The organism is Marinobacter sp. M-5 (assembly GCF_032911545.1).
Classification (GTDB): Bacteria; Pseudomonadota; Gammaproteobacteria; order Pseudomonadales; family Oleiphilaceae; genus Marinobacter; species Marinobacter goseongensis.
On record NZ_JAWJEK010000004.1, the window covers coordinates 155,191 to 178,538 of the forward strand.

General features: G+C 57.8%; 18 protein-coding genes and 1 rRNA gene. 14 read left to right on the top strand and 5 right to left on the bottom strand.

Annotated features, from left to right (window positions below; all coding sequences use genetic code 11):
* The first annotated feature begins 4 nt into the window (after positions 1–4).
* Genes R0125_RS16030 through R0125_RS16040 form a run of 3 tightly spaced genes read left to right on the top strand, consistent with a single transcriptional unit; the run spans position 5 to position 4,576 of the window.
* The gene (locus R0125_RS16030; protein WP_317238795.1) at positions 5–559 is read left to right on the top strand and encodes a pilus assembly protein; all 555 of its coding nucleotides are present in this window, start codon (positions 5–7) and stop codon (positions 557–559) included.
* Positions 560–580: 21 nt separating this feature from the next.
* A complete protein-coding gene (locus R0125_RS16035; RefSeq protein WP_317238796.1) occupies positions 581–4,087 on the top strand; it encodes a pilus assembly protein in 3,507 nt (1,168 codons plus the stop codon).
* Positions 4,088–4,096: 9 nt separating this feature from the next.
* Positions 4,097–4,576, top strand: a complete 480-nt coding sequence (locus R0125_RS16040) for a type IV pilin protein (RefSeq protein WP_317238797.1) — start codon at positions 4,097–4,099, stop codon at positions 4,574–4,576.
* 18 nt (positions 4,577–4,594) lie between these two features.
* Here the strand turns inward: R0125_RS16040 and R0125_RS16045 are convergent, their stop codons facing one another.
* The 3 genes from R0125_RS16045 to R0125_RS16055 all read right to left on the bottom strand — a co-directional run bounded on the left by R0125_RS16045 (position 4,595) and on the right by R0125_RS16055 (position 8,348).
* Positions 4,595–5,158 (bottom strand): GspH/FimT family protein, encoded by a 564-nt coding sequence (locus tag R0125_RS16045; protein ID WP_317238798.1) that lies wholly within the window; start codon positions 5,156–5,158, stop codon positions 4,595–4,597.
* Between the two features lie 105 nt (positions 5,159–5,263).
* Entirely contained in the window at positions 5,264–6,649 is a 1,386-nt protein-coding gene (locus R0125_RS16050) for a sigma-54 dependent transcriptional regulator (protein WP_317238799.1), read from the bottom strand.
* A gap of 52 nt (positions 6,650–6,701) precedes the next feature.
* Positions 6,702–8,348 carry a sensor histidine kinase gene (locus tag R0125_RS16055; RefSeq protein WP_317238800.1) on the bottom strand — a complete coding sequence of 549 codons (1,647 nt, stop codon included), beginning with the start codon at positions 8,346–8,348 and terminating at the stop codon, positions 6,702–6,704.
* A gap of 86 nt (positions 8,349–8,434) precedes the next feature.
* Here R0125_RS16055 and R0125_RS16060 point away from each other — a divergent pair, with 86 nt between their 5' ends.
* Entirely contained in the window at positions 8,435–10,099 is a 1,665-nt protein-coding gene (locus tag R0125_RS16060; RefSeq protein ID WP_317238801.1) for an NAD+ synthase, read from the top strand.
* A 25-nt stretch (positions 10,100–10,124) separates the two neighbouring features.
* Here the strand turns inward: R0125_RS16060 and R0125_RS16065 are convergent, their stop codons facing one another.
* Positions 10,125–10,958, bottom strand: coding sequence for an outer membrane protein assembly factor BamD (locus R0125_RS16065; RefSeq protein ID WP_248185508.1), 834 nt, complete (start codon positions 10,956–10,958; stop codon positions 10,125–10,127).
* 137 nt (positions 10,959–11,095) lie between these two features.
* On the opposite strand from R0125_RS16065, the gene rluD reads away from it, so the two are divergent.
* The 3 genes from rluD to clpB all read left to right on the top strand — a co-directional run bounded on the left by rluD (position 11,096) and on the right by clpB (position 15,532).
* The gene (gene rluD, locus R0125_RS16070; RefSeq protein ID WP_317238802.1) at positions 11,096–12,073 is read left to right on the top strand and encodes a 23S rRNA pseudouridine(1911/1915/1917) synthase RluD; all 978 of its coding nucleotides are present in this window, start codon (positions 11,096–11,098) and stop codon (positions 12,071–12,073) included.
* Positions 12,063–12,818, top strand: a complete 756-nt coding sequence (pgeF, locus tag R0125_RS16075) for a peptidoglycan editing factor PgeF (RefSeq protein WP_248185512.1) — start codon at positions 12,063–12,065, stop codon at positions 12,816–12,818. Before rluD ends, pgeF begins: the two co-directional genes overlap by 11 nt.
* Positions 12,819–12,955: 137 nt before the next feature.
* A complete protein-coding gene (gene clpB / locus R0125_RS16080) occupies positions 12,956–15,532 on the top strand; it encodes an ATP-dependent chaperone ClpB (RefSeq protein ID WP_248185513.1) in 2,577 nt (858 codons plus the stop codon).
* A gap of 74 nt (positions 15,533–15,606) precedes the next feature.
* On the opposite strand, the gene R0125_RS16085 is transcribed toward clpB, so the two are convergent.
* Entirely contained in the window at positions 15,607–16,092 is a 486-nt protein-coding gene (locus R0125_RS16085; protein ID WP_317238803.1) for a DUF4124 domain-containing protein, read from the bottom strand.
* Positions 16,093–16,585: 493 nt separating this feature from the next.
* On the opposite strand from R0125_RS16085, the gene R0125_RS16090 reads away from it, so the two are divergent.
* The 7 genes from R0125_RS16090 to R0125_RS16120 form a co-directional block, all read left to right on the top strand.
* Positions 16,586–18,304: an acetolactate synthase 3 large subunit gene (locus R0125_RS16090; RefSeq protein ID WP_317238804.1), complete on the top strand. Its 1,719-nt coding sequence runs from the start codon at positions 16,586–16,588 to the stop codon at positions 18,302–18,304.
* Positions 18,305–18,306: 2 nt separating this feature from the next.
* Positions 18,307–18,798: an acetolactate synthase small subunit gene (gene ilvN / locus R0125_RS16095; RefSeq protein ID WP_317238805.1), complete on the top strand. Its 492-nt coding sequence runs from the start codon at positions 18,307–18,309 to the stop codon at positions 18,796–18,798.
* Positions 18,799–18,865: 67 nt separating this feature from the next.
* The gene (ilvC, locus tag R0125_RS16100) at positions 18,866–19,882 is read left to right on the top strand and encodes a ketol-acid reductoisomerase (protein ID WP_248185521.1); all 1,017 of its coding nucleotides are present in this window, start codon (positions 18,866–18,868) and stop codon (positions 19,880–19,882) included.
* 90 nt (positions 19,883–19,972) lie between these two features.
* On the top strand, positions 19,973–20,818 hold the full coding sequence (gene pssA, locus R0125_RS16105) for a CDP-diacylglycerol--serine O-phosphatidyltransferase (protein WP_317238806.1): 846 nt from the start codon (positions 19,973–19,975) through the stop codon (positions 20,816–20,818).
* Positions 20,819–20,937: 119 nt separating this feature from the next.
* Positions 20,938–21,912 carry a protein-methionine-sulfoxide reductase catalytic subunit MsrP gene (gene msrP / locus R0125_RS16110; protein WP_317238807.1) on the top strand — a complete coding sequence of 325 codons (975 nt, stop codon included), beginning with the start codon at positions 20,938–20,940 and terminating at the stop codon, positions 21,910–21,912.
* Positions 21,912–22,541, top strand: a complete 630-nt coding sequence (locus R0125_RS16115; protein ID WP_317238808.1) for a protein-methionine-sulfoxide reductase heme-binding subunit MsrQ — start codon at positions 21,912–21,914, stop codon at positions 22,539–22,541. The genes msrP and R0125_RS16115 overlap by 1 nt, the downstream gene beginning before the upstream one ends.
* 418 nt (positions 22,542–22,959) lie before the next feature.
* Positions 22,960–23,348, top strand: a 16S ribosomal RNA gene (locus R0125_RS16120); the annotation flags it as partial.

Below are 23,348 nucleotides of genomic sequence, written 5' to 3' on the forward strand. Positions count from 1 at the left end.
GAACATGAGAGCAAGTCAATGGCGTCAATCTGGGGCTGTTCTACTGACTAGCCTTCTGATACTGCTGGTGCTCAGCCTATTGGCCGTTTCAAGCATGCAGAACAGCACGCTTCAGGAGAGAATGGTGTCAGCTCAAAGGGAGGGCTTTATGGCCATGGAAGGTGCAGAGCTGGCGTTACGTGAGGCAGAGCGCGCCATCGATAATCTGGCGAGTCCTTCAGGGCTTGGCTCCTTAGCAGGCTTTTACGAGAGGGGCGAAGCACCCCGTGGCAAGAATATCTTTCTGGCCAGTAATTGGAGCGGCTCCAATTCTGTTGCGGTAACAGTGCCGACCGTCAATGACAGCCCACTGTTTCCAGAAGCGCCTCGGTATCTGGTGGAGTACGTAGGTGATGCCCAGGTTTCGGTAGGCAACGAATCGGCCGACGTGAATATGACCAATTATTCCCATGAGACGGGCGCGTCGGTTGCCAAAGCTTTTCGAATCGTTGCCCGTGGCACCGGTGCCACAGGCGAGGGTCAGAGAATTCTTGAAGAATACTATCGGCGTGAGTTCTAACGCGCTCTGGAGGACCTGCTAATGAATAAATCTACAAGTAAGGCCGTGCATTTTGTACTTGGTGTTGGCTTGATTGCTCCAGCGCTCGGTTACGCCAATGTGCCTTTTGCCGACGTTCCTTTGTTCGTCTCCGGATCAGCCAAGCCGAACCTGATGTTCGTGGTGGATGACTCAGGGAGTATGGACTTTGAGATTGTCAGCGAGTTCTGGGACTCAGGCCGAGCCTATTTGTTTAACAGTGGTGCTGTCGGTGACGACAATATTGGTGGATGGTTGACCAATACAGGAAGAACCGGCCAGGTTTCGTTCATCCCGCGACACTATTTTTTGCGTTCATCTGATTTTAATGCGGCCTATTACAATCCGGAGTCGGACTACAGCCCGTGGCCAGACTCTGACTCAAAAACGTACTCGGATGCCAGTCCAAGCTCAGCCCCTTATGAGCCCACATCGAATTCAAGCAAAACACTTGATCTGACAAGCAATACAACGGACTCCGCTGGCAATAGTTATTACCCGGCAACCTATTTCGAGCCAACCACCCGGGGCACGGTGACAAACACCTATTTCAATGTCTCTTATGAGTGTGGTTCTCCACCGGAGCCGCAGTTATACAGCCAGGATAATTACACCGCCACTCTCTACCAGGACTGGGCTGGTTACCCAGATGATACCACTCTGCCTGAAGGGGTTGTGGGGCTCGCTCCGGATAACACCTGCCTGACAAGGGTTGAAATCACCGATGCTGACGAGCTTCAGAACTTTGCAAATTGGTTCACTTATTATCGACGTTTGCATCACGCCACGCGCGCTTCGGTTGGTGAGTCACTTGTGGGCTTGTCGGGGATGAAAATTGGTACATTCTGGTTGCACAACCTCCGAACAGTTGAGATGCAGGACCTCGATGATGAGAGAGGAGAGTTTCTCGACGATACCTATGGTCGTTTCGGGGCTGGTTGGGGTGGGGGAGGTACGCCTCTCCGAGCAGCGTTGAAGCATGCCGGGGATCAGTACGCCGGAAACGCAAACATCATCGAGGCAGAATGTCAGAAAAACTTTTCCTTGGTTTTTACAGACGGTTTCAATAATGATTTTCCCGTGACCGTTAATAACGCAGACGACGGTAAGGGGGCGCCATATGAGGATAGCGCATCTGACACGCTTGCAGACATTGCGATGGAGTTTTACGAGCGTCGGTTGAGAAGTGAAACCTACGATGCCGGAGGCGTGCGTCGACCTGCAGCCTGCTTTAAGCAGGAAGGGGACCCCGGGTTCAGCAGTACGGCTCTGACGTTGGCAGAGCCAGCAGACCCCAGTTACGACGCCTCTGCAGACTGTAATACGAATTTGCATATGAATACCTATACCGTCGGTTTTGGAGCGAAGGGGGCTTTATATGCAGGCCGGGAGTACAACAAGGTAAAAGATGCATATGGTACTTTCCCGGATTGGGACGAAATTGATGACACGGCAGCTGATGCAAATCAGGTAGACGACCTTTACCACGCGGCAGTCAATGGTCGTGGAGAGTTCTACAATGCCAGTAATGTTGACGAGTTGAGGAGCTCTATTTCCGCCGCACTCCGGGATATCATCCGCTCTACCGGTTCAGCTACAAACGTCACGTTCAACACCGCTACTCTTGAAGAGGGTAGTAACGTGTACACCGCCTCTTTCAATAGTGGTGATTGGTCCGGTTCGGTGGCTGCCCGGGCCCTTAATCCGGTCACAGGCAACATTGGTAGTGTGGTTTGGGACGCGGCAGACACCTTGAACGAACTATCGCCGAGCCAACGGAATATTGTGACCTATAACGGTGGCGGTGTGCCGTTCAATTGGGACTCGCTGAACACCGCCCAGCGTGGTGATCTCGATGGACCGCTGAACGACAGCCTTGGACCTAATCGCCTGGCCTATATTCGAGGTGATCGTTCGAGCGAAGGTAGCACGTTCCGCAAACGGTCAACGGTTCTGGGTGACGTAGTCAATTCGTCACCTGTGTACGCGGGTAAGCCTGCCAGTGGGTGGCCAGACATTGATCCTTTTGGTGCTGCTGATACTGGACGATATTCCACGTTCCGTCAGAACACGGACAGAACCCCCATGGTATACGTTGGCGCCAATGACGGAATGCTCCATGGCTTCAACGCAGAAACCGGTCAAGAACTGATGGCCTATGTCCCCAGCTTTGTGTATTCCGAACAAGAGGGGCAAGGACTGAACTATCTTTCTGATCCTGCCTATGAGCACCGCTTCTACGTGGATCTGTCGCCAGCGGTATCAGATGTTTATATCAGCGATGCCAGTGGTTTGAATACGGGTTGGAAAACAATTCTTGTAGGCGGTCTTAGAGCAGGGGGTAAAGGGCTTTTTGCACTGAACGTGACGAACCCGGCTAACTTCGACACCACTGCTGCTGCCGCAGAAGACATGGTTCTATGGGAGTTTTCCGATCCACGCCTCGGCCAGGTTGTTGAGCCGCCGCAGGTCGCCCTGGTGAAATGGAAGAATAATGACTATCGATGGAGTGCCATGATTCCCAACGGTTATAACAGTGGAAGTGGGCAATCCGGACTGTTTGTTCTGGACATTGAAGGGGGCCAGGATGGCTGGTCAGAAGGTCAGGATTTCGAATTCGTCCCGCTGGGCTCAGGGCAGGGATTGTCTCCTGCCCGTGCGGTTGACTACATGGATGAAGACGGAACCGGAGTGAGAGATGGCATTCTGGATCGGGTGTACGCTGGAGATCTGGATGGTAACGTCTGGGCGATCGATCTGAGTGGTGGGGTGAACAACTGGGGCAGTGTCTACAATAGCTCCCCATTCTTTATTGCAACGGACAGTGACGGTGATCGTCAACCCATCACCACTGCCCCAGTGATGGGGAGAAATATCTACAATACGAGCGGTGATTCGCCCAATCTATTTGTGTTTTTCGGCACCGGGCGATACCTCACTGACACTGATCCAACCAACACCGCAGAGCAGAGTTTTTATGGAGTGTGGGACCGGGGAGAAACGGTTGCGCGGAGTGATCTGGAGCCGCGCACGATCACCGAATTCACGTCTGAGGGCCGTGAACTCAGAGATGTCAGCGGAGAAAGCATTAACTGGGTTGATCCGTCGGCCAACGCTGTTCTGGGTTGGGTTGTCGACTTTAATACCGAGGCTGGTGAACGCGTGATTCAGAGCCCGTTGGTCAGAGGTGAATATGTTCTCTTCAATACGGTCACGCCAATGCAGAGCCTTTGCCAAAGCGGTGGTACCAGCTGGACGATGGCACTGCGCTTTGATGGCACCACACCGTATATTTCCGTATTTGATGTAAACAACGACGGCTTGGTGAACAGCGACGATGAGATTGTCGCCGGCGTTCGGTATGGAGATGCGATGATTCTCAATATGAATATCCTGGGTGATAACCTCTATCGCCAGGCTTCAGATGGCACTGTTGATCAGTCCAAAGTGAACCTCGGCGGTGGCAAAACTCTGGGCCGGTCCGGTTGGCGTGAAATCTTTGAGCAGTAAGGAGCCAAAATGAAATATCTACAGCCAACCAGGCAGTCCGGTTTTACCTTGATTGAGCTGATGATCGTGGTTGCGATCATTGGCATTATTGCAGCGATTGCATATCCAAGTTATCTGGAGCAGGTAACGAGTACAAGGCGCGGGGATGCTCAGGGCGCGTTGGCCTCGTTCGCCAACGCGATGGAGCGCTATTACACTCAAAACAACACTTATATCGGCGCTGATGGCGGAAGTTCAGCAATCACCAACACCCTGACGGCTCCGGCTGGCGGGGTGTTTGTGAGCCAGTCGCCTGCGGATGGGAGGCCCTTTTACAACCTCCGCATTTACAACCTGACGGCAAACAGCTTCGAATTGCGGGCTGTGCCGATTGCTGGTTCTGCACAGGCGGGCGACGGCTTCGTACAGCTGACGTCAACCGGCCAAAGAGGGTGGGATGTTGACAACTCTGGCTCGTTAAGTGCAGCGGAAAACACCTGGTCCAAGTAAGCACTCTGGAAGAGTGTGTTAACTGCAGGCAACCGGGCGCCCGCCGGAATCCTCTACGATGTCGTCACCATCCCGGTCCTTGGCCAACGTGGGGCGACCGCCCATGTTTATTCTTATTTGAGCAGCGAGGGTGGCATCGCCGTTGTCCGGACACCACGTGATGTTACCAATTGCACCGTATGCGAGCCCGGAAGAGTTGAACTGGAAATATGTGTGTATTCCTGTGGCCCCCCGAATGGTGCCGATACGGTTGATTTGGCGCTGCCAAATGATTTGTGAGGGCATGGCGACGGTTTTTGTGCGCTGGGGGTCCCGAAAAGCCACCAACGGAAGCTTCCAGTCCCGGCTGCAGCGGCTGTCCGCATCGACTGGACAGAGGGTTACGGTTGTTTGCTCGTAAATGGCCGTATTTCGCGCTACGTTGATCAGGGTGATCAAGTCACTGATTTCTGAGTGACGGTCCGATGTACTCAGGAGGCGGGTAAAAGAAGGGGTTACTTGCATCGCAACGATAGCAACGATGACGAGCACAACTAACATTTCGACCAGCGTGATGCCCCGGTCGCGCGAAGAAAATTTCATCCTTGAGTCTCCCTGTCGCGTTCCATCCTGGAACGCAGGTCTGATTTAATCCGGATCTATCCGGGCCAGCGATCCTCGCTGACCACTGCGAATGTTACCGAATGATCACTCCATTCCCAATTTCTTCAATCGATACCGCAACGCCCGGAAGCTGATTCCCAGCCGCTTGGCCGCTGCGGTCTTGTTCCAGCGGGTAGCCTCCAGTGCCTTCTCGATGGTCTGTCGTTCGATGGTCTCCAGGTAGCCCTCCAGGTTGATTTCGCCTTCGGGCACGTCGGCGGGCTCTGCGTTGCGGGTGATTTCCTGGGTGGGGGCGCCGCCGGGCTCGACGGACAGTGGAGCGTTGCCGATGTGCAGGTCTGATATCCCGATGCGCTCGTCGTCGCAGAGTGTGAAGGCCCGCTCCAGGATGTTCTCCAGCTCCCGGACGTTGCCCGGGAAGTCATGGGCCTGCAGGCGCTCAATGGCATCCGGTGTCAGGGTAGCGGGCGCACATTCGTATTCCCGCGCAATCCGCTCGAGAATGTGATTGGCCAGCAGCTCAATGTCGTCCGGGCGCTGGCGCAGAGAGGGCACCGCCAGTTCGATTACGTTGATGCGATAGAACAGGTCCTGGCGGAAGGTGCCGTCCTGCACCAGTTGCGGCAGATTCTTGTGGGTCGCGCTGAGGACCCGGATATCCACCGGCACTTCCTTGGTGTCGCCAACCGGGCGAACGGCTTTCTCCTGAATGGCTCGCAGCAGTTTCACCTGCATCGCAAGTGGCAGGTCGGCCACCTCGTCCAGAAACAGGGTGCCACCGTCGGCGGAGCGGAACAGCCCGTCCTTGTTGTCCACAGCGCCCGTGAAACTGCCTTTCTTGTGGCCGAAGAATTCGCTTTCCATCAGCTCGGAGGGAATAGCGCCGCAGTTGACCGCAATAAAGGGGCCGTCTCTTCTCGGCCCTTGCAGGTGGATCATCCTTGCCACCAGCTCCTTGCCGCTGCCGGATTCCCCGCTGATAAACACCGGTGCCTGGCTGCGCGCCAGTTTACGCACCTGATTGCGCAGTCGCTTGATTTCGCTGGAGTTGCCTAGTAGAAGGCCGGGCTCATCAGAGGTCGGTTGGTCGTTTGGCCGGGCCTCAGACAGCTTCAGCGCGCTACTCACCAGCTCGCGCAAACGCGGTAACTCGACCGGCTTGGAGACAAAATCGAACGCGCCTGCTTTCAGTGATTCGATGGCGGTGTCCATATTGCCGTACGCTGTGATCACGGCTACCGGCGTGCACGGGCTGTGTTTCTGAATCCAGTGCACCAGGTCAATGCCGTTGCCGTCTGGCAGGTTCATGTCAGTCAGGCAGAGCTGGGGTTTGTGCTCGTCCAGCAATTTTTTGGCGCAGGTGATGTCGGGGGCGGTCAGGGTTTTAATGCCCATGCGCGTGAGGGTTATTTCCAGCAGGTCCCGGATGTCCGGTTCATCGTCTACGATCAGCGCGGTGTGAGTGGTCATCGTATGGTATCAATTCCCTATCATTATTCTGTCGCCGGCCAGGTTGCGGGCGTTAAATCATTCGCCCGGGGTGGGCAAAGGTTATGCGAAAACAGCAGCCGGGTTTATCGTCTTCCACCAGGGAAAGGTGAGCCTGATTAGCCTCGCACAGTTCCCTAGCCAGATAAAGGCCGAGGCCGGTTCCGCGCTTGTCGGTTGTGAAAAAAGGCTCAAAAACCGAAGCACGGTTGTCCGCTGAGATGCCAGGGCCAATATCGCGAACGTCCAAATAGGTTCTTGCCCCGCCGGCGATCGCGCCGGCATGCAGGTGAACATAGCGCCTTCCACTGTGCTGTTCACTATAACGCAGGCCATTATCACAGAGATTGATCAGCACCTGCTCGATCTGGCTTTTATCAAACCGCGCCGCGGCCAGAGTGTTGTCCAGCTCAAGCTCGATCTCGGCGTCGGACTGCGGATTCTGGCTCTGGGTCTGCACATATTCCCGGCGGAATTGCTCCAGCCACTCGCCCACGTTGATCAGCTCGCTGTTGGCCGCCCGCCGCCGTGACAGGTCGAGCACGTTCTCGATGATGCCGTTAACCCGCCGTGAGTGCCGGTGAATGATGTCGAGCATCTGCCGGTCGCTGGTGTCCAGGTGGGTGGACTCCTCCATTAGCTGGGCAGCATGGCTGATGGCGCCGAGAGGGTTGCGGATCTCATGGGCTATGCCGGCGGTCAGGCGTCCGAGCGACGCCAGCTTCATTTGCTGGGCCTGCTGGGTGACTTTGCTCATGTCTTCCACAAACACCAGAATGTGGTCGCCACGGTCCTGATCCAGTTGGGTAAAGTTCACCTGCAGCAGGGGCGAGGTTGACGACGCCTGGAAGGGCTCGACCTTGCGCAGTGGATCTTTGAGCCAGGCTTCCAGCCCCAGGCGGAGCGGCTGTGGCAGGATGCGCCCGCGGTTGGCATTGTCCGAATAGCCGGCAACGGCACCAAACAGCAACTCTTCGGCGGCAGCATTGGCCAGCCGGATTTGCCCGTACCGGTCCAGCACCAGAATGCCAGTGCGCATGCGCTGGATGATCTGCCGGTTGATCTGCTCCAGCTCGGCGATGCTGCGTGCCCGTGACGACGCCAGCTCCTCACTGCGCAGCATGCGTTTGGAGATGTTCTGGAGGATGAAGGCCGCTGCGAAATAGAGGATGCCGAGGGAGCCGGCGCGCACAATGTCATCCGCCGACTCGCCGAATGCCAGCACGGCCCAGCCGGAAATGCCGAGGGAGCAGATCGCCGCCAGGGCGGCATAGAATGTGCCCATGCGACTTGGCGTCAGGATGTTGCCTGCCGCCACGGACACAATCACCAGATTGGCCAGACCATTGGTGATGCCGGTGCTGGCCAGCAGCAGGGCATGCATGATCAGGATATCGAGCAGAACCGACAGCGTGATGTGGCGTTGCTGGGGATGAAAGCCGGCCAGCATGATCAGTGCCATAAAGCCGTTCAGGGCAAAGTAGCTGACCACCCCGGCCTGATAGATATCCAGCATGCGGAACTGGATGTCGAAATTCACCGGGTCAACGAACAGCAGCGCCACCAGCACCAGGCTGATGACCACGCGGTAGTGGTTGTAGATGCGGAACAGTTTGCCGCGCTGGGTCATGACGGGGCTGCTGGGCCAGTTGTCCCGGGTGTTGGTGGCCGGTGTGGTCATAATCTGATGGGTTTCCCGCGAGAATTCCGTGGCTTTGACGGGTTATAATAGCCTTTTCACGGCAATAAGTTACAGGAGCTGCCTTTATGTCTGAGTCACGGCCACCGTCTGCCACCGGCGAGGCGCCCCGGTGCTTACGTGTTGTGATGGCCCAGCTGGATTTTCTGGTGGGCGATATTCCGGGGAACACCCGCGCGGTGATTGACGCAGCCCAGAGAGCCCACGAGGAGCACGGGGCCGACGTGGTGGTGTTTCCGGAGCTTTGCCTGACCGGCTATCCGCCAGAAGACCTGTTGCTGCGCCCGAGCCTGGACCTGCGCGTGAACGAGGCGCTGGAAACGCTCAGGCAGGCAAGCCTGGCCCCTGCGATTGTGGTGGGTGCGCCGCTCCGACAGGGTGGGCTGCTGTACAACGCCGCCGTGGTTATTGACGAGGGTGCCATCACCGGACGCTACTTCAAGCGCTTTCCGCCCAACTACCAGGTGTTTGATGAGAAGCGGTATTTCGCAGAAGGCCGCGATACTCTGGTGATGACTATCCGCGGCGTGCCGGTGGGTATCACGGTGTGTGAGGATCTCTGGAGTGATGGTCCGGTCGAGGATGCGGCGGCCGCCGGTGCCCAGCTGATTTTCAACCTGAACGCCTCGCCCTACGACATCGACAAACAGGCACGCCGCAAAGCGTTGCTGGAGCGCAAGTCCCGTGAAAACCGGGTGAGCATCGTTTACGTCAATCTGGTGGGCGGTCAGGACGAGCTGGTCTTTGATGGCGGCTCCATGGTGTTCGACCACTCGGGGCATCTGGATGTGGAGGTGCCTCAGTTCGAGGAGGGGCTGTTCCCGGTGGACTTCCTCTGCGAGCATCACTGCCAGCCTATCTCCCAGCCGGTACCGGCGGAGCCATCGCTGGAGGCGAATGTCTACAGGGCACTGGTGCTCGGTGTTCGCGACTACGTCAACAAGAACGGATTCAGATCCGTTGTACTGGGCTTGTCCGGCGGCATCGATTCCGCGGTGACGCTGGCTGTGGCCGTCGATGCGCTGGGGCCGGAGCGGGTCAGAGCGGTGATGATGCCGTTCCGCTACACCTCGGGCATGAGCCTGGAAGATGCCGAGGCGGAAGCCGTGGCTCTGGGCGTTCAGTACGATGTGTACTCCATCGAGCCCATGTACGACGCGTTCATGGCCGCCTTGTCAAAGCCGTTTGAGGGCACCACGCCAGACACCACCGAAGAAAACCTGCAGGCGCGCCTGCGCGGTGTGCTGCTGATGTCTCTCTCCAACAAGTTCCGTTCACTGGTGCTGACTACCGGTAACAAGAGCGAGATGGCCGTGGGGTACTCGACCCTTTACGGAGACATGGCCGGCGGCTTTGATGTACTGAAGGATGTACCGAAAACTCTCGTGTTCCAGTTGGCCTGGTATCGCAATACCCTGTCTGCGGTGATTCCGGAGCGGGTGATAACCCGCCCACCGTCGGCGGAACTGGCGCCAGACCAGAAGGATGAGGACAGTCTGCCGGGTTACGACGTGCTGGACCAGATTCTCAACCTGTACGTGGAGCGGGATTTCAGTGCCGACGCCATTGTAGCCGAGGGCTTTGAGCGGCAGGACGTGGAGCGGGTGACGCGTCTAGTGGATATCAATGAGTACAAGCGCCGCCAGGCGCCCATCGGCGTGCGGATCACCGAGCGGGGCTTCGGAAAGGATCGCCGATATCCGATCACCAACGGCTGGAAAATCGGAAAGTAAGGGCTGGCCCTACTTTCCGCCGGCGTTATTCATCGCCTATCAGGCCGAAGGTCACCACGCTGGTGAGCGAGCGGTTTTCGCGTTTCAGCAGCGTGGGCACGAATTCGCCATTGTCGTCGAGCGCGTTGCTGTCCGGGAAGTTCTCTGCCAGCAGGGCGATGGAGTCATCCGCCGCCTTGTTCAGCTTCATAAAACGGAAGGTTTCCACCAGAATGATCAGGGCCTCCTCAACCGCTGGCGATGTGGAGTAGTTCTCAACCACATAACGGGCGCGGTTGTTGGCGGCCACATAGGCTTCGCGCTTGATGTAATAACGCGCCGCATGAACCTCCAGCTCGGCCATACGGTTGCGGATCGCGATCATACGCTGCCGAGCGTCAGGCGCGTAGTCGCTGTTCGGGTAGCGGTTGAGCAGGTCAGAGAAATCCCGGAAGGCCTGGCGTTGCTCACCGGGATCGCGGGCTGACACGTCAATCGGGAAATAACGGGCAGCCAGGCCGATGTCCAGGTTGTAGGAGGCCAGTCCGCGCATATACATGGCGTAATCCGCATGCTCGCTCTGGGGGTTCAGCCGCAGGAAACGGTCAGCGGCAGCCCGGGCACCCTCAAGATCAAGGTTCTGGTAACGGGCGTAGATCAGGTCCATCTGGGCCTGCTCGGCATAGCGGCCGAATGGGTAATAGGTTTCCAGGGCGTCGAGATTTTCTTCTGCCTCGTTGAAATTGCCGGAACTCATGGCGTCGCGGGCATTCTCGTAATAGGTCTGTTCCGGCAGCACTTCCTCCTCCTGATTGGAGGCGCAGGCACTGATCAACAATGCGGTCGTGGCCAATAGCAATAATCGAACAACTGATCTCATGCCGGAATCCCGTATAATGACAAAAACGAATGATCAGCCATTGTAACGAGGAACCATTGCCTTGTGCAGTGGCTGACCAGACTGATTGGAAATTTCTGACCGAAACGTAACACACCTTTACCGGCCCCGGGGGCTTAATGTCTGTTGAAAATCGAATTACCGCTGCCTTTTCCGTTCCGCCGGAACTGAGTGACCGTCGCCTCGACCAGGCCGCAGCGGAACTGATGCCGGAACATTCCCGCTCGCGTCTTCAGGGATGGATCAAAAGCGGCGCCCTGACTGTGAATGGCGAGACCCGGAAGCCGCGGGACAAGGTGATGCTGAACGATCGTCTGGAGCTCGACGCCGAGCCGGAAGTTCAGGTGAGCTGGCAGGCAGAAGCGATTACCCTCGACGTGGTCTATGAGGACGAACACCTGCTGGTGATCAACAAACCGGCGGGGTTGGTAGTGCACCCGGCTGCCGGCCACGCCGACGGTACCCTGGTGAATGCGCTGCTCAATTACGCCCCGGAAGTGGAGAACCTGCCCCGGGCGGGGATTGTGCACCGGCTGGACAAGGACACCTCCGGTATCATGGTGGTGGCGCGCAGCCTGATCGCACATACCTCCCTGGTGGATCAACTCCAGACCCGCACCATGGGACGGGAGTACGAGGCCGTGGTTGTCGGCACGCTGACCGGCGGCGCCACCGTCGATGCGCCTATCGGTCGCCACCCGCAGGAGCGCAAAAAAATGGCCGTGGTGCCCGGTGGCAAACCGGCAGTCACCCACTACCGGCTGGTTGAGCGGTTCGCCGCCCACACCCACGTGCGCTGCAAACTGGAGAGCGGCCGCACCCATCAGATTCGTGTTCACATGGCCCATGTGAAACACCCGCTGATCGGTGATCCACAGTACGGCGGTCGCCTGCGTCTCCCCAAAGGCACCACCGAGGCCCTCCGGCAGGTGCTGGCGGCGTTCCATCGCCAGGCCCTGCACGCGCGCCAGCTGACGCTCGAGCATCCGGAATCCGGGGAAATCCTGAGTTGGGAAGTACCCATGCCGGACGACATGCAACAGCTGCTGGCGGCGTTGCGCCAGCACGTCCAGGGCCTGGAAAGTAATGACTTCTGAGGTGCCGCTGATTACCCCTGACTGGCCGGCGCCGGACCGCGTTAAAGCCGTGTGCTCGACGCGCTGTGGCGGTGTGAGCGAGGCGCCGTGGGATTCGCTGAATCTCGGTACCCACGTGGGTGACGATCTTGATCACGTGCGGCAAAACCGCCAGCGTTTGGCCGATGCTGCCGGGATCGAACCCGGCAGCATCGGCTGGCTGGAGCAGGTCCACGGCACCGACGTGGTGTCTCTGCCCACCGCCGGCGTGCCACGGGCGGACGCCAGTTACACTCGTAAGATCGGGCACGCCTGCGTCATCATGACCGCGGACTGCCTGCCCATATTGCTGTGTGACCGGTCAGGCTCGCGGGTGGGCGCCGCTCATGCCGGCTGGCGCAGTCTGTGTGGCGGTGTGGTTGAGGCCCTGGTCAGCGGCATGGGTGGTCAGCCGGCGGAATTGATGGCCTGGCTGGGCCCGGCTATCGGGCCGACCCGGTTTGAGGTAGGCCCGGAGGTGCGGGCCGAGTTCCTGGCCCATGATGCCGCCGCGGCCAGTGCGTTTGAGTCTCGCGGCGCACGGGAGAGCCATTTTCTGGCGAATATCTACCTTCTGGCGCGCCAGCGTCTCGCAGCCTGTGGTGTCAGCCAGGTCTACGGCGGTGACCGGTGCACGGTCTCAGAGTCGCGGCAGTTCTTCTCCTACCGTCGCGACGGTCAGACCGGACGCATGGCCAGCCTGATCTGGCTGACTGACCCTTCCTGATCCCCGTCAATTTTCTGACAGTTTCTGTCGTTCCCCGCTTGAAGTCCCCCCGGTTGCCCCTACATTTAAGATCAAAGCAAACGGGATGTCGGCGATAGTGCACGGGCATCCGGTCACCGAATCGGGGAAAACAGATTATGCGAATCGACAAACTCACCAGTCGGCTGCAAACCGCTCTCGCGGACGCACAGTCACTTGCCGTTGGCAAGGATCATAATTTTATCGAGCCCCTGCATTTGATGCAGGCTTTACTGGACCAGGACGCCAGCTCCATCAAGCCGCTGCTGAAACAGGTGGGCGTGGAACCCGGACGGGTTCGACAGGCGGTGGCCCGCGAGATTGAACACCTGCCGGAAGTTCAGGGCTCGGCGGGGGATGTGTCCATGTCGAACGACATGGGGCGGCTGTTCAATATTGCAGACAAGCTGGCGCAGAAGCGAAAGGATCAGTTTATCTCCAGCGAATTGATGCTGCTGGCGGCGCTGGAGGATCGCGGCACGCTGGGGCGGGTGTTGAGGGAACAGGGGGTCGACAAGGCGGCGTTGGAAAAGGCCATCGACGAGGTGCGTGGCGGTGAGTCGGTCAACGATGCCGCCGCCGAGGAAAGCCGCCAGGCGCTCTCCAAGTACACCATCGATCTGACCGAGCGCGCTGAAGCCGGCAAACTCGATCCGGTGATCGGTCGCGATGACGAGATTCGCCGTACGATTCAGGTGCTGCAGCGTCGCCGCAAGAACAACCCGGTCCTGATCGGTGAGCCCGGCGTGGGCAAGACCGCCATCGTCGAGGGCCTGGCTCAGCGCATCGTGAACGGCGAAGTGCCCGATGGCCTGAAAGACAAGAAAGTACTTTCGCTGGACATGGGCTCGCTGATTGCCGGCGCCAAGTTCCGCGGTGAGTTTGAAGAGCGCCTGAAGGCGGTCTTGAATGAGCTGTCCAAGCAGGAAGGTCAGATCATCCTGTTCATTGATGAGATCCACACCATGGTGGGGGCCGGCAAGGCCGAGGGTTCCATGGACGCCGGCAACATGCTCAAACCGGCGTTGGCCCGTGGCGAGCTGCACTGTGTGGGCGCCACAACGCTGGACGAGTACCGCGAGAACATTGAAAAAGATGCGGCACTGGAGCGTCGCTTCCAGAAGGTGCTGGTCAGTGAGCCCAGTGAAGAGGACACCATTGCCATCCTGCGGGGTCTCAAGGAGCGCTACGAAGTGCACCACGGGGTTGAAGTGACCGATGGGGCGATCATCGCAGCGGCCCGACTGTCGCACCGCTACATCGCCGATCGCCAGCTGCCGGACAAGGCCATTGATCTGGTGGACGAGGCGGCAAGCCAGATCCGTATGGAGATGGATTCCAAGCCGGAAGCCCTTGATCGCCTGGAGCGCCGCCTGATCCAGCTCAAGATTGAGCGCGAAGCGCTGAAGAAAGAAACCGATGCCGCATCGAAAAAGCGACTCGACGAGTTGTCCGATGTGATCACCAAGATCGAGCTTGAGTACGCCGACCTGGAAGAGGTCTGGAACACCGAAAAGGCTGCCCTGCACGGTTCCCAGAAAATCAAAAGCCGGCTCGAACAGGCCCGGATTGATCTGGAGAATGCCCGCCGTGCCGGCGATCTGGGCAAGATGTCTGAGTTGCAGTATGGCCAGATTCCGGAGCTTGAGCGCCAGCTTGATATGGCCAGCCAGGCCGAGATGATGGAAATGAAGCTGCTGCGCAACCGGGTCACGGATGAAGAAATTGCTGAAATCGTCTCCAAATGGACGGGTATTCCGGTCTCCAAAATGCTGGAGGGCGAACGTGACAAGCTGATGCGCATGGAGGAGGCGCTCCATGGCCGAGTCATCGGTCAGGAAGAGGCCGTGGAAGCAGTGTCCAATGCGGTGCGCCGCTCCCGGGCCGGGCTGTCGGACCCGAACCGGCCCAACGGCTCGTTTCTGTTCCTCGGTCCCACCGGCGTGGGCAAGACCGAGTTGTGCAAGGCCCTGGCTTCGTTTCTGTTTGACACCGAAGAGGCCATGGTGCGCATTGATATGTCGGAGTTCATGGAGAAGCACTCTGTCGCCCGTCTGATCGGTGCCCCTCCGGGCTACGTGGGCTATGAGGAGGGTGGTTACCTCACCGAAGCCGTCCGCCGCAGACCTTACTCGGTACTGCTGCTGGATGAGGTGGAGAAAGCGCATCCGGATGTGTTCAATATCCTGTTGCAGGTGCTGGAAGACGGGCGCCTGACCGACGGTCAGGGCAGAACGGTGGATTTCCGCAACACCGTGATTGTAATGACCTCAAACCTCGGCTCTGACATCATCCAGCAGAAAGCCGGAGAGGACAATTACGAGGACATGAAACAGGCGGTGATGGAGGTGGTAGGGACGCATTTCCGCCCGGAGTTCATCAACCGTGTGGACGAGGTTGTGGTGTTCCATCCGCTGGCAGAAACCCAGATTCAGGGCATCGCGAAGATCCAGATCGAATCGCTCGGCAAACGCCTGAAAGAGCAGGAGATGAAGCTTGAGCTGGATGAGGCGGCTATGGAGTTGCTGGCGGAAGTGGGATACGACCCGGTGTATGGCGCGCGACCGTTGAAGCGGGCCATCCAGCGTATGATTGAAAACCCTCTGGCGCAGCGGTTGTTACAGGGTGATTTCGTGTCCGGTGACACCATTCGCGGTAAGGTAAGTGACCACAAACTGGTGTTTGACAAGGTCTGACAATGCCCCTTTCGGGGCCAGCGGCTGAAACAAAAAGAGGCGACCAATCAGGTCGCCTCTTTTTATGGCCGCGTTCAGCGTTCAGCGTTTTCGCTGCTTTCCGCGCCACAGTTTTCGCTGGCGATATCTTCAAATTTCTGCCGTTGCTCCTGAACCTCTTCCGGGGACAGGTAGCGCTGTTCACCGTTCTCCTCTACCCGGATCCGGCTGTTGCGTTCGAGTATGGTGAGATTGCTGCGCGCGGTCTCACAGTTGGCTTCACGTTGTTTGCGGCGGGCCTCCTCCACGGCAGATTCCTCACGCTTGCCGGCGGCGTCCGCTTGGCGCGCTTCCAGCTCGTCCAGTTGCTGCTGTGGGCTTTTGGGCCGCTGATCGCCGGAGATTTTGCCGGTGCGGATATTGACCCGCTCAGTCTGCTTGCCGGTGGGCTCTCTGTCGCCAAAGTGCGTCACACCGTTCTCATCCGTCCACTTGTAAACGGAGGCGGCGGTAGCTGCCTGGGGAAACATCAAAGGCACTACTGCCAGAATCATTGCCAGTGTCAGGGTTTTTTTGTTCATCAGTCTACTCGTCTTGCGTTAGCCAAGCCGGGGCAACTGTGGGTTGCTCCGTTGTGTTTTGATCTATTTATCATGCCAGTTGGCGTTCATGATTTCTTCAGGCTGGTTCAAATACCTGCACAAAGTATGGCAGACCTTTCACCACTATGGGCGTAGAATCCTCACACTGCTATTGACAGGGAGTTTCCCGCTGTCAAAATTACCGATTGCCTGAAGACAGGGGTCAATACGGCAGGCAATCCCGAGCGAGTATCCCCCGTTAATCACCACACTGAACGCGCCGCGCACAGGTCGCGGGATGGTTGTTGCTTATTTGCAACCCGTCGATTGGCCGTTCTCCGCAACCCTCAGGAGGGCGGCTGGCCAGGAGACAACCTCTTATAGGTAGTGTGGAGGAGCAGCCGGTGTCGCTTTCAAAAGAAGCAGACAGACCGGGTATCCAGGCAACCGGGAGCTATCCCGGCTCATTCACTCGTAGAAGAGGGTAGAAAACGTGGAGTTATTGTCTGGCGCCGATATGCTGATCCGGTCCCTTCAAGACGAAGGCATCGAATACATATACGGCTATCCGGGTGGTGCAGCCCTTCATATTTATGATGCGCTGTTCAGGCAGGATAAGGTCAAACACATTCTGGTTCGGCACGAGCAGGCCGCAGTCCACATGGCTGACGGTTACGCGCGGGCAACCGGAAAACCGGGCACCGTGCTGGTGACCTCGGGTCCTGGAGCCACCAACACCATTACCGGCATTGCCACTGCGTTCATGGACTCCATCCCGATGGTGGTTCTGTGCGGTCAGGTTGCGTCCACACTGATTGGCGAGGATGCGTTCCAGGAGACCGACATGATCGGTGTCTCCCGTCCCGTGGTGAAACACAACCTGAGCGTTCGCCACCCGGAAGAGATTCCCGAGGTGATCCGCAAGGCCTACTACATTGCCTCGACCGGTCGCCCCGGGCCGGTGGTGGTGGATATCCCCAAGGATATGACCACACCGAACGAGCGCTTTGAATACGTGTTCCCGAAAAAGATCAAGCTGCGCTCCTACAACCCGGCCATTCGTGGCCACGCCGGCCAAATCAAGAAAGCGGTCGACATGTTGATGGCGGCCAAGCGTCCGATCATCTACGCGGGCGGTGGTGTGGTTCTTGGTAAAGCCTCCGATCAGCTGACCGAGCTCGTGCGCATGCTGGGGTACCCGATCACCAACACCCTGATGGGGATTGGTTGCTACCCGGCATCGGACAAGCAGCACCTTGGTTGGCTGGGCATGCATGGCACCTACGAATCCAACATGGCCATGCATCACTCGGATCTGATCCTCTGTGTGGGTGCACGGTTCGATGATCGGGTGACCAACGCCACCGAGAAGTTCTGTCCCGGTGCGCGCATTGTCCACATTGACATTGATCCGGCGTCCATCTCCAAGACCATTGATGCCGATGTGCCCATTGTCGGGCCCGTCGACGCGGTGCTGAAAGAGATGATCACCCTGGTCAAGGAGAGCAAGGACAAGCCCGATGCTGACGCTATTGCTTCCTGGTGGAAGCAGATCGACGAATGGCGTGCATTCCACGGTATGCGTTATGAAAACAGTGGCGACAGCATCAAGCCGCAGGAAGTGATCGAAACGTTGTGTCGTCTGACCAACGGCGAGGCTTATGTCACCTCCGATGTCGGGCAGCACCAGATGTTCGCCGCCCAGTACTACAAGTTTGACAAGCCTAACCGCTGGATCAACTCCGGTGGCCTCGGCACCATGGGCTTTGGTCTTCCCGCTGCCATGGGCGTCAAGCTGACGCATCCGGACGATGAGGTGCTCTGCATCACCGGGGAAGGCAGTATCCAGATGAACATCCAGGAACTGTCCACCTGCAAGCAGTACAACCTGCCGGTGAAGATCATCAACCTGAACAATCAGGCGCTGGGTATGGTGAAGCAGTGGCAGGACATGAACTACGAGTCCCGCCACTCCCAGTCCTACATGGAATCCCTGCCGGACTTCATCAAGCTGGCGGAAGCTTACGGCCATGTCGGGGTCCGGATCGACCGCAAGGAAGACCTGGAAGCCAAACTGAAAGAAGTGCTGGCGATGAAAGACGAGCTGGTGTTTGTGGACATCTACGTTGACCGCTTCGAGCACGTGTATCCGATGCAGGTTGCCCGCGGTTCCATGAAAGACATGTGGCTCAGCAAGACGGAGAGGGTGTGATCATGCGTCGAATCATTTCTGTTTTGCTGGAGAACGAACCGGGTGCCCTGTCCCGTGTGGTGGGGCTGTTCTCCCAGCGCAACTACAACATTGAAACCCTCACCGTGGCGCCGACCGAGGACGAGACCCTGTCCCGTCTGACCGTGACCACCACGGGTTCGGACAAGGTTATCGAGCAGATCACCAAGCAGCTGAACAAGCTGATTGAAGTGGTGAAGCTGGTGGACCTGACCGAGGGCTCCCACATTGAGCGTGAATTGATGCTGGTCAAGCTCAAGGCCATGGGGTCCCAGCGCGCCGAAATCAAGCGCACCGTCGACATCTTCCGCGGCCAGATCGTGGATGTCACCAGCTCGGTTTATACCGTGCAGCTTGCGGGCGACAGCGAAAAGCTGGACGGCTTTATTCAGGCGGTGGGCACATCAGGCGTGCTCGAGGTGGTCCGTACCGGTGTGTCCGGCATCGCTCGCGGCGAAAAGGTGCTGAGTCTCTGACCGGTACCTGATCCATTTTTAAATCATGGCCCCCTGGGCGGGGCCGGTAAATTACTGAGGTTATCCCATGCAGGTTTATTACGATAAGGATTGTGATCTTTCCATCATTCAGGGCAAGAAAGTTGCCGTGATCGGTTTCGGTTCCCAGGGCCACGCCCACGCGTGCAACCTGAAAGAGTCCGGCGTCGACGTCACCGTTGGCCTGCGCCCCGGTTCGTCTTCCGTTGCCAAGGCCGAGGCCTATGGCCTGAAGACCAGCGACGTGCCGTCTGCGGTTGCCGCCGCTGATGTAGTCATGGTCCTGACCCCGGACGAGTTCCAGGCGCAGCTGTACGCGACTGAAATCGAGCCCAACCTGAAGCAGGGCGCTACTCTCGCGTTCGCTCATGGTTTTGCGATTCACTACAACCAGATTGTTCCGCGCAAAGACCTGGATGTCATCATGGTGGCGCCGAAGGCGCCGGGCCACACGGTTCGCACCGAGTTCACCAAAGGCGGCGGTATTCCTGATCTGATCGCGATCTTCCAGGACGCGTCCGGCAACGCCAAGAATCTGGCCCTGTCCTACGCCAGCGGCATCGGCGGCGGCCGCACCGGTATCATTGAAACCACCTTCAAGGACGAAACCGAAACCGATCTGTTCGGTGAGCAGGCGGTTCTGTGTGGTGGTGCGGTTGAACTGGTCAAAGCCGGTTTCGAAACCCTGACCGAAGCCGGTTATGCACCGGAAATGGCGTACTTCGAGTGTCTGCACGAGCTCAAGCTGATCGTCGACCTGATGTACGAGGGTGGCATCGCTAACATGAACTACTCCATCTCCAACAATGCGGAGTACGGTGAGTACGTGACTGGCCCGGAAGTCATCAACGAGCAGTCCCGCGAAGCGATGCGCAATGCGCTGAAGCGTATTCAGAGCGGTGAGTACGCCAAGATGTTCATCTCCGAGGGTGCTCTGAACTACCCGTCCATGACCGCGCGTCGTCGCCAGAACGCCGCTCACGACATCGAAGTTGTGGGTGAGAAACTGCGCGGCATGATGCCGTGGATCTCCGCGAACAAGATCGTGGATAAGGACAAGAACTGAGTCGGGCTTCCGGTACGGTTCTGAAGACGCGGCCCGTGTGGCCGCGTTTTTCGTATATACTCCGCACAAATACTTTCCGGAGTGAGTGGAATGAGTGAAGACAAAAAAATCCCGGAATCGGAAAAGGCCGCCGGAACAGCAAAGTCGGCAGCGTCATCGTCTGTTGGTGAGTATGAGCCCGGCGAAGTGGTGGAAGAGGAGCTGGTGGAGGGCGCCCCCGTGCGTCGCAAAGGAATCTACCTCTTGCCGAATGCGCTGACCACGGCGTCTTTGTTCTCCGGTTTTTATGCCATCGTGTCGGCAGCCAACGGCATGTTCGACAACGCTGCCATCGCAGTGTTTGTGTCGATGATCCTGGACGGCCTGGACGGTCGGGTCGCGCGAATGACCAACACCCAGAGCAAATTCGGTGAAGAATATGACAGCCTGTCGGACATGGTTGCCTTCGGGGTGGCTCCGGGGCTGGTTGCGTTCTTCTGGTCATTAAACGAGTTGGGCCAGGTGGGCTGGGCCGTTACCTTTATGTACGTGGCGGGAGCCGCGTTGCGACTGGCGCGTTTCAATACCCAGATCGGCTCGGTCGACAAGAAATTTTTCGTGGGGCTTGCCAGTCCTGCGGCCGCCGCCTGTGTGGCCGGGTTGGTGTGGTGTTTCCACGATGTTGACCCGGCAACCTGGTTGACCCTGATGACCATTATCGTGGTTGCGGGTAGTGGCGTGCTGATGGTCAGTAACATCCTGTACCGCAGTTTTAAGGACCTTGATTTGCGGGGTCGGGTGCCTTTTGCCGCCATCTTGCTGGTGGTGCTGACCTTCGTAGTGATCGCGCTGGATCCGGCCACCGTACTGTTTACCGGGTTCCTGATTTACGGATTGTCCGGTCCTTTCCTTGCGTTGACGCGCAAAGCACGCCGCAAATCGGGCTCCGCAGCCTGATCGTTGGCTCCCCCGGCCCGTCTGGCGGGTCGGGAATCTTCCCGAGCTCTCCCGGTCAACTCTGTACGCTATCAGGGCAAAGCGCGTGTCCTGGCGCATGATTGGTCGCGGAGGTATCAATGTTTATCAAGAAACGTCCATCCTGGGCTTTGCCCTGGTCTGAAGTCACGCCCGAGCCGATATTCCGGGACCGTCGTCGCTTCATGGTCGGCAGTGCCGGGGTCGCCGCGTCGCTGTTTGCGCCGGGATTGCTGTCGGCTGCGTCTTTACCGGTGTCTGGTCAGGCACTCATGTCCGACAGAATGCCCCGGTTCAGCACCGACGAGAAGCAGACACCGCTTGATGACGTCGTTCGGTACAACAACTTTTACGAGTTCGGGACGGGTAAGGGTGACCCCGCCAGATACGCCGGAGAGATGTCAGTCGACCCTTGGTCCGTGACGGTAGAGGGGGCCTGTGGCAAGCCGGGGCAATACGCGCTTGAGGACCTGCTCAAACCCCACAACTACGAAGAGCGCATCTACCGGCTTCGTTGTGTTGAGGCCTGGTCCATGGTCATCCCTTGGGTAGGTGTGCCACTTGCCGACCTGCTTGAACAGTTCGAGCCCACGGGCAAAGCAAAGTATGTTTACTTTGAAACCCTCCACGATCCCGAGCAGATGCGGGGGCAGAGATCCCGCTTCAGCACGATCGATTGGCCCTATCAGGAAGGTTTGCGGATGGATGAGGCCATGAACGAGTTGTCGTTCATGGCCGTCGGCCTGTACGGAAAAACTCTCCCTAATCAGAACGGCGCCCCTTTGAGGCTGGTCGTGCCCTGGAAGTATGGCTTCAAGAGCATCAAATCCATCGTCAAGATCCGGTTTCAGGAAGAGCGCCCGAAAACAACCTGGGAAATGCTGGCTCCTGATGAATACGGCTTCTATGCCAACGTGAATCCTGAGGTGGATCATCCGCGATGGAGTCAGAAGCGTGAACGGCGCCTGCCCTCCGGATTGCTGTCACCTAACTGGCGAGAGACACAGAAGTTTAACGGTTACGGTGAACAGGTCGCGCACCTCTACAAGGGGATGGACCTCAGGAAACAGTATTGATGTCAGTACCCACCCGCGGGCCATTGAGCCGTGGCCGGTTGTTGGTGTTCCGGGCACTGGTGGCACTGGCTGCGCTACTTCCACTGGCGCTGTTGGTGTCTCGCCTGATCGGCGGCGATCTTGGTCCGGACCCGGGACAGGAGGTAACTGAGTCGCTCGGCCTTGCGGCTTTCCAGTTGCTGCTCGTCACGCTGAGCATGACGCCCTTGCGCAAATGGACCGGCTGGCCCGGATGGGTGCGGGTGCGACGGATGCTCGGCCTGTTCAGTTTCTTTTATGTGATCCTGCACGTGCTCGCGTTTTTGCAGTTCATTCTGGGGTGGCAGGATGTGTGGGCGACGTTCACCAAGCGACCTTATATTGTTGCGGGCCTGGTCGCGTTTCTATTGATGGTGCCTCTGGCGGTGACCTCCACACAGGGCATGGTCAGGCGGCTGGGTAAGCGTTGGAAAGCGCTGCATAAGTCGATTTATGCTGTTGCTCTCGTGGCGTGGGTGCATTTCCTGTGGCAGGCACGGAGCGATATAGGGGAAATGGTCGTGTACGGGGCGGTGGTGGTTCTGTTGTTGGGACTCAGGCTCTGGTGGTTACCCGCGGTACGTCATCGTTTCGCTGTGAAAAAGCAGTAAATTGCTCGTTCACTGAGCAAGATGGTCGACTTATGAGCGGCTGTGTAGGGGGAAACCGCTACTTCTTGAAAATAATCCCGGTTGCTCGTTGACACCTTCGGGCAGGTCTGTAAAATGCGCATCTCCTTCGAGGGGCAGGCCGATTAGGCGGCTCCGGATTCGGGGGTCAACTGTTTGAAAGTATTGAAGAAAACGAGTTTTAAAATTCTTCAGATAAACGGTTGACAAGGCGGCGGAACGATGTAGAATACGCCACCTTGATTGAGCAACAGCTCAAACGCTCTTTAAAAAGTTAACCAAGTAATTCGTGTGGGCGCTGGCCGAGGTATTTCGGATACGAAATATCAGGACAGTGACTCGTCGAAATTGAGTTTTGTCTTGAGCAAGAATAGAGAATCTTCGGATTCTTGTATGATTTAAACTGAAGAGTTTGATCATGGCTCAGATTGAACGCTGGCGGCAGGCTTAACACATGCAAGTCGAGCGGTAACAGGTCTAGCTTGCTAGACGCTGACGAGCGGCGGACGGGTGAGTAATGCTTAGGAATCTGCCCAGTAGTGGGGGATAGCCCGGGGAAACCCGGATTAATACCGCATACGCCCTTTGGGGGAAAGCAGGGGATCTTCGGACCTTGCGCTATTGGATGAGCCTAAGTCGGATTAGCTAGTTGGTGGGGTAAAGGCCCACCAAGGCGACGATCCGTAGCTGGTCTGAGAGGATGATCAGCCACATCGGGACTGAGACACGGCCCGAACTCCTACGGGAGGCAGCAGTGGGGAATATTGGACAATGGGGGCAACCCTGATC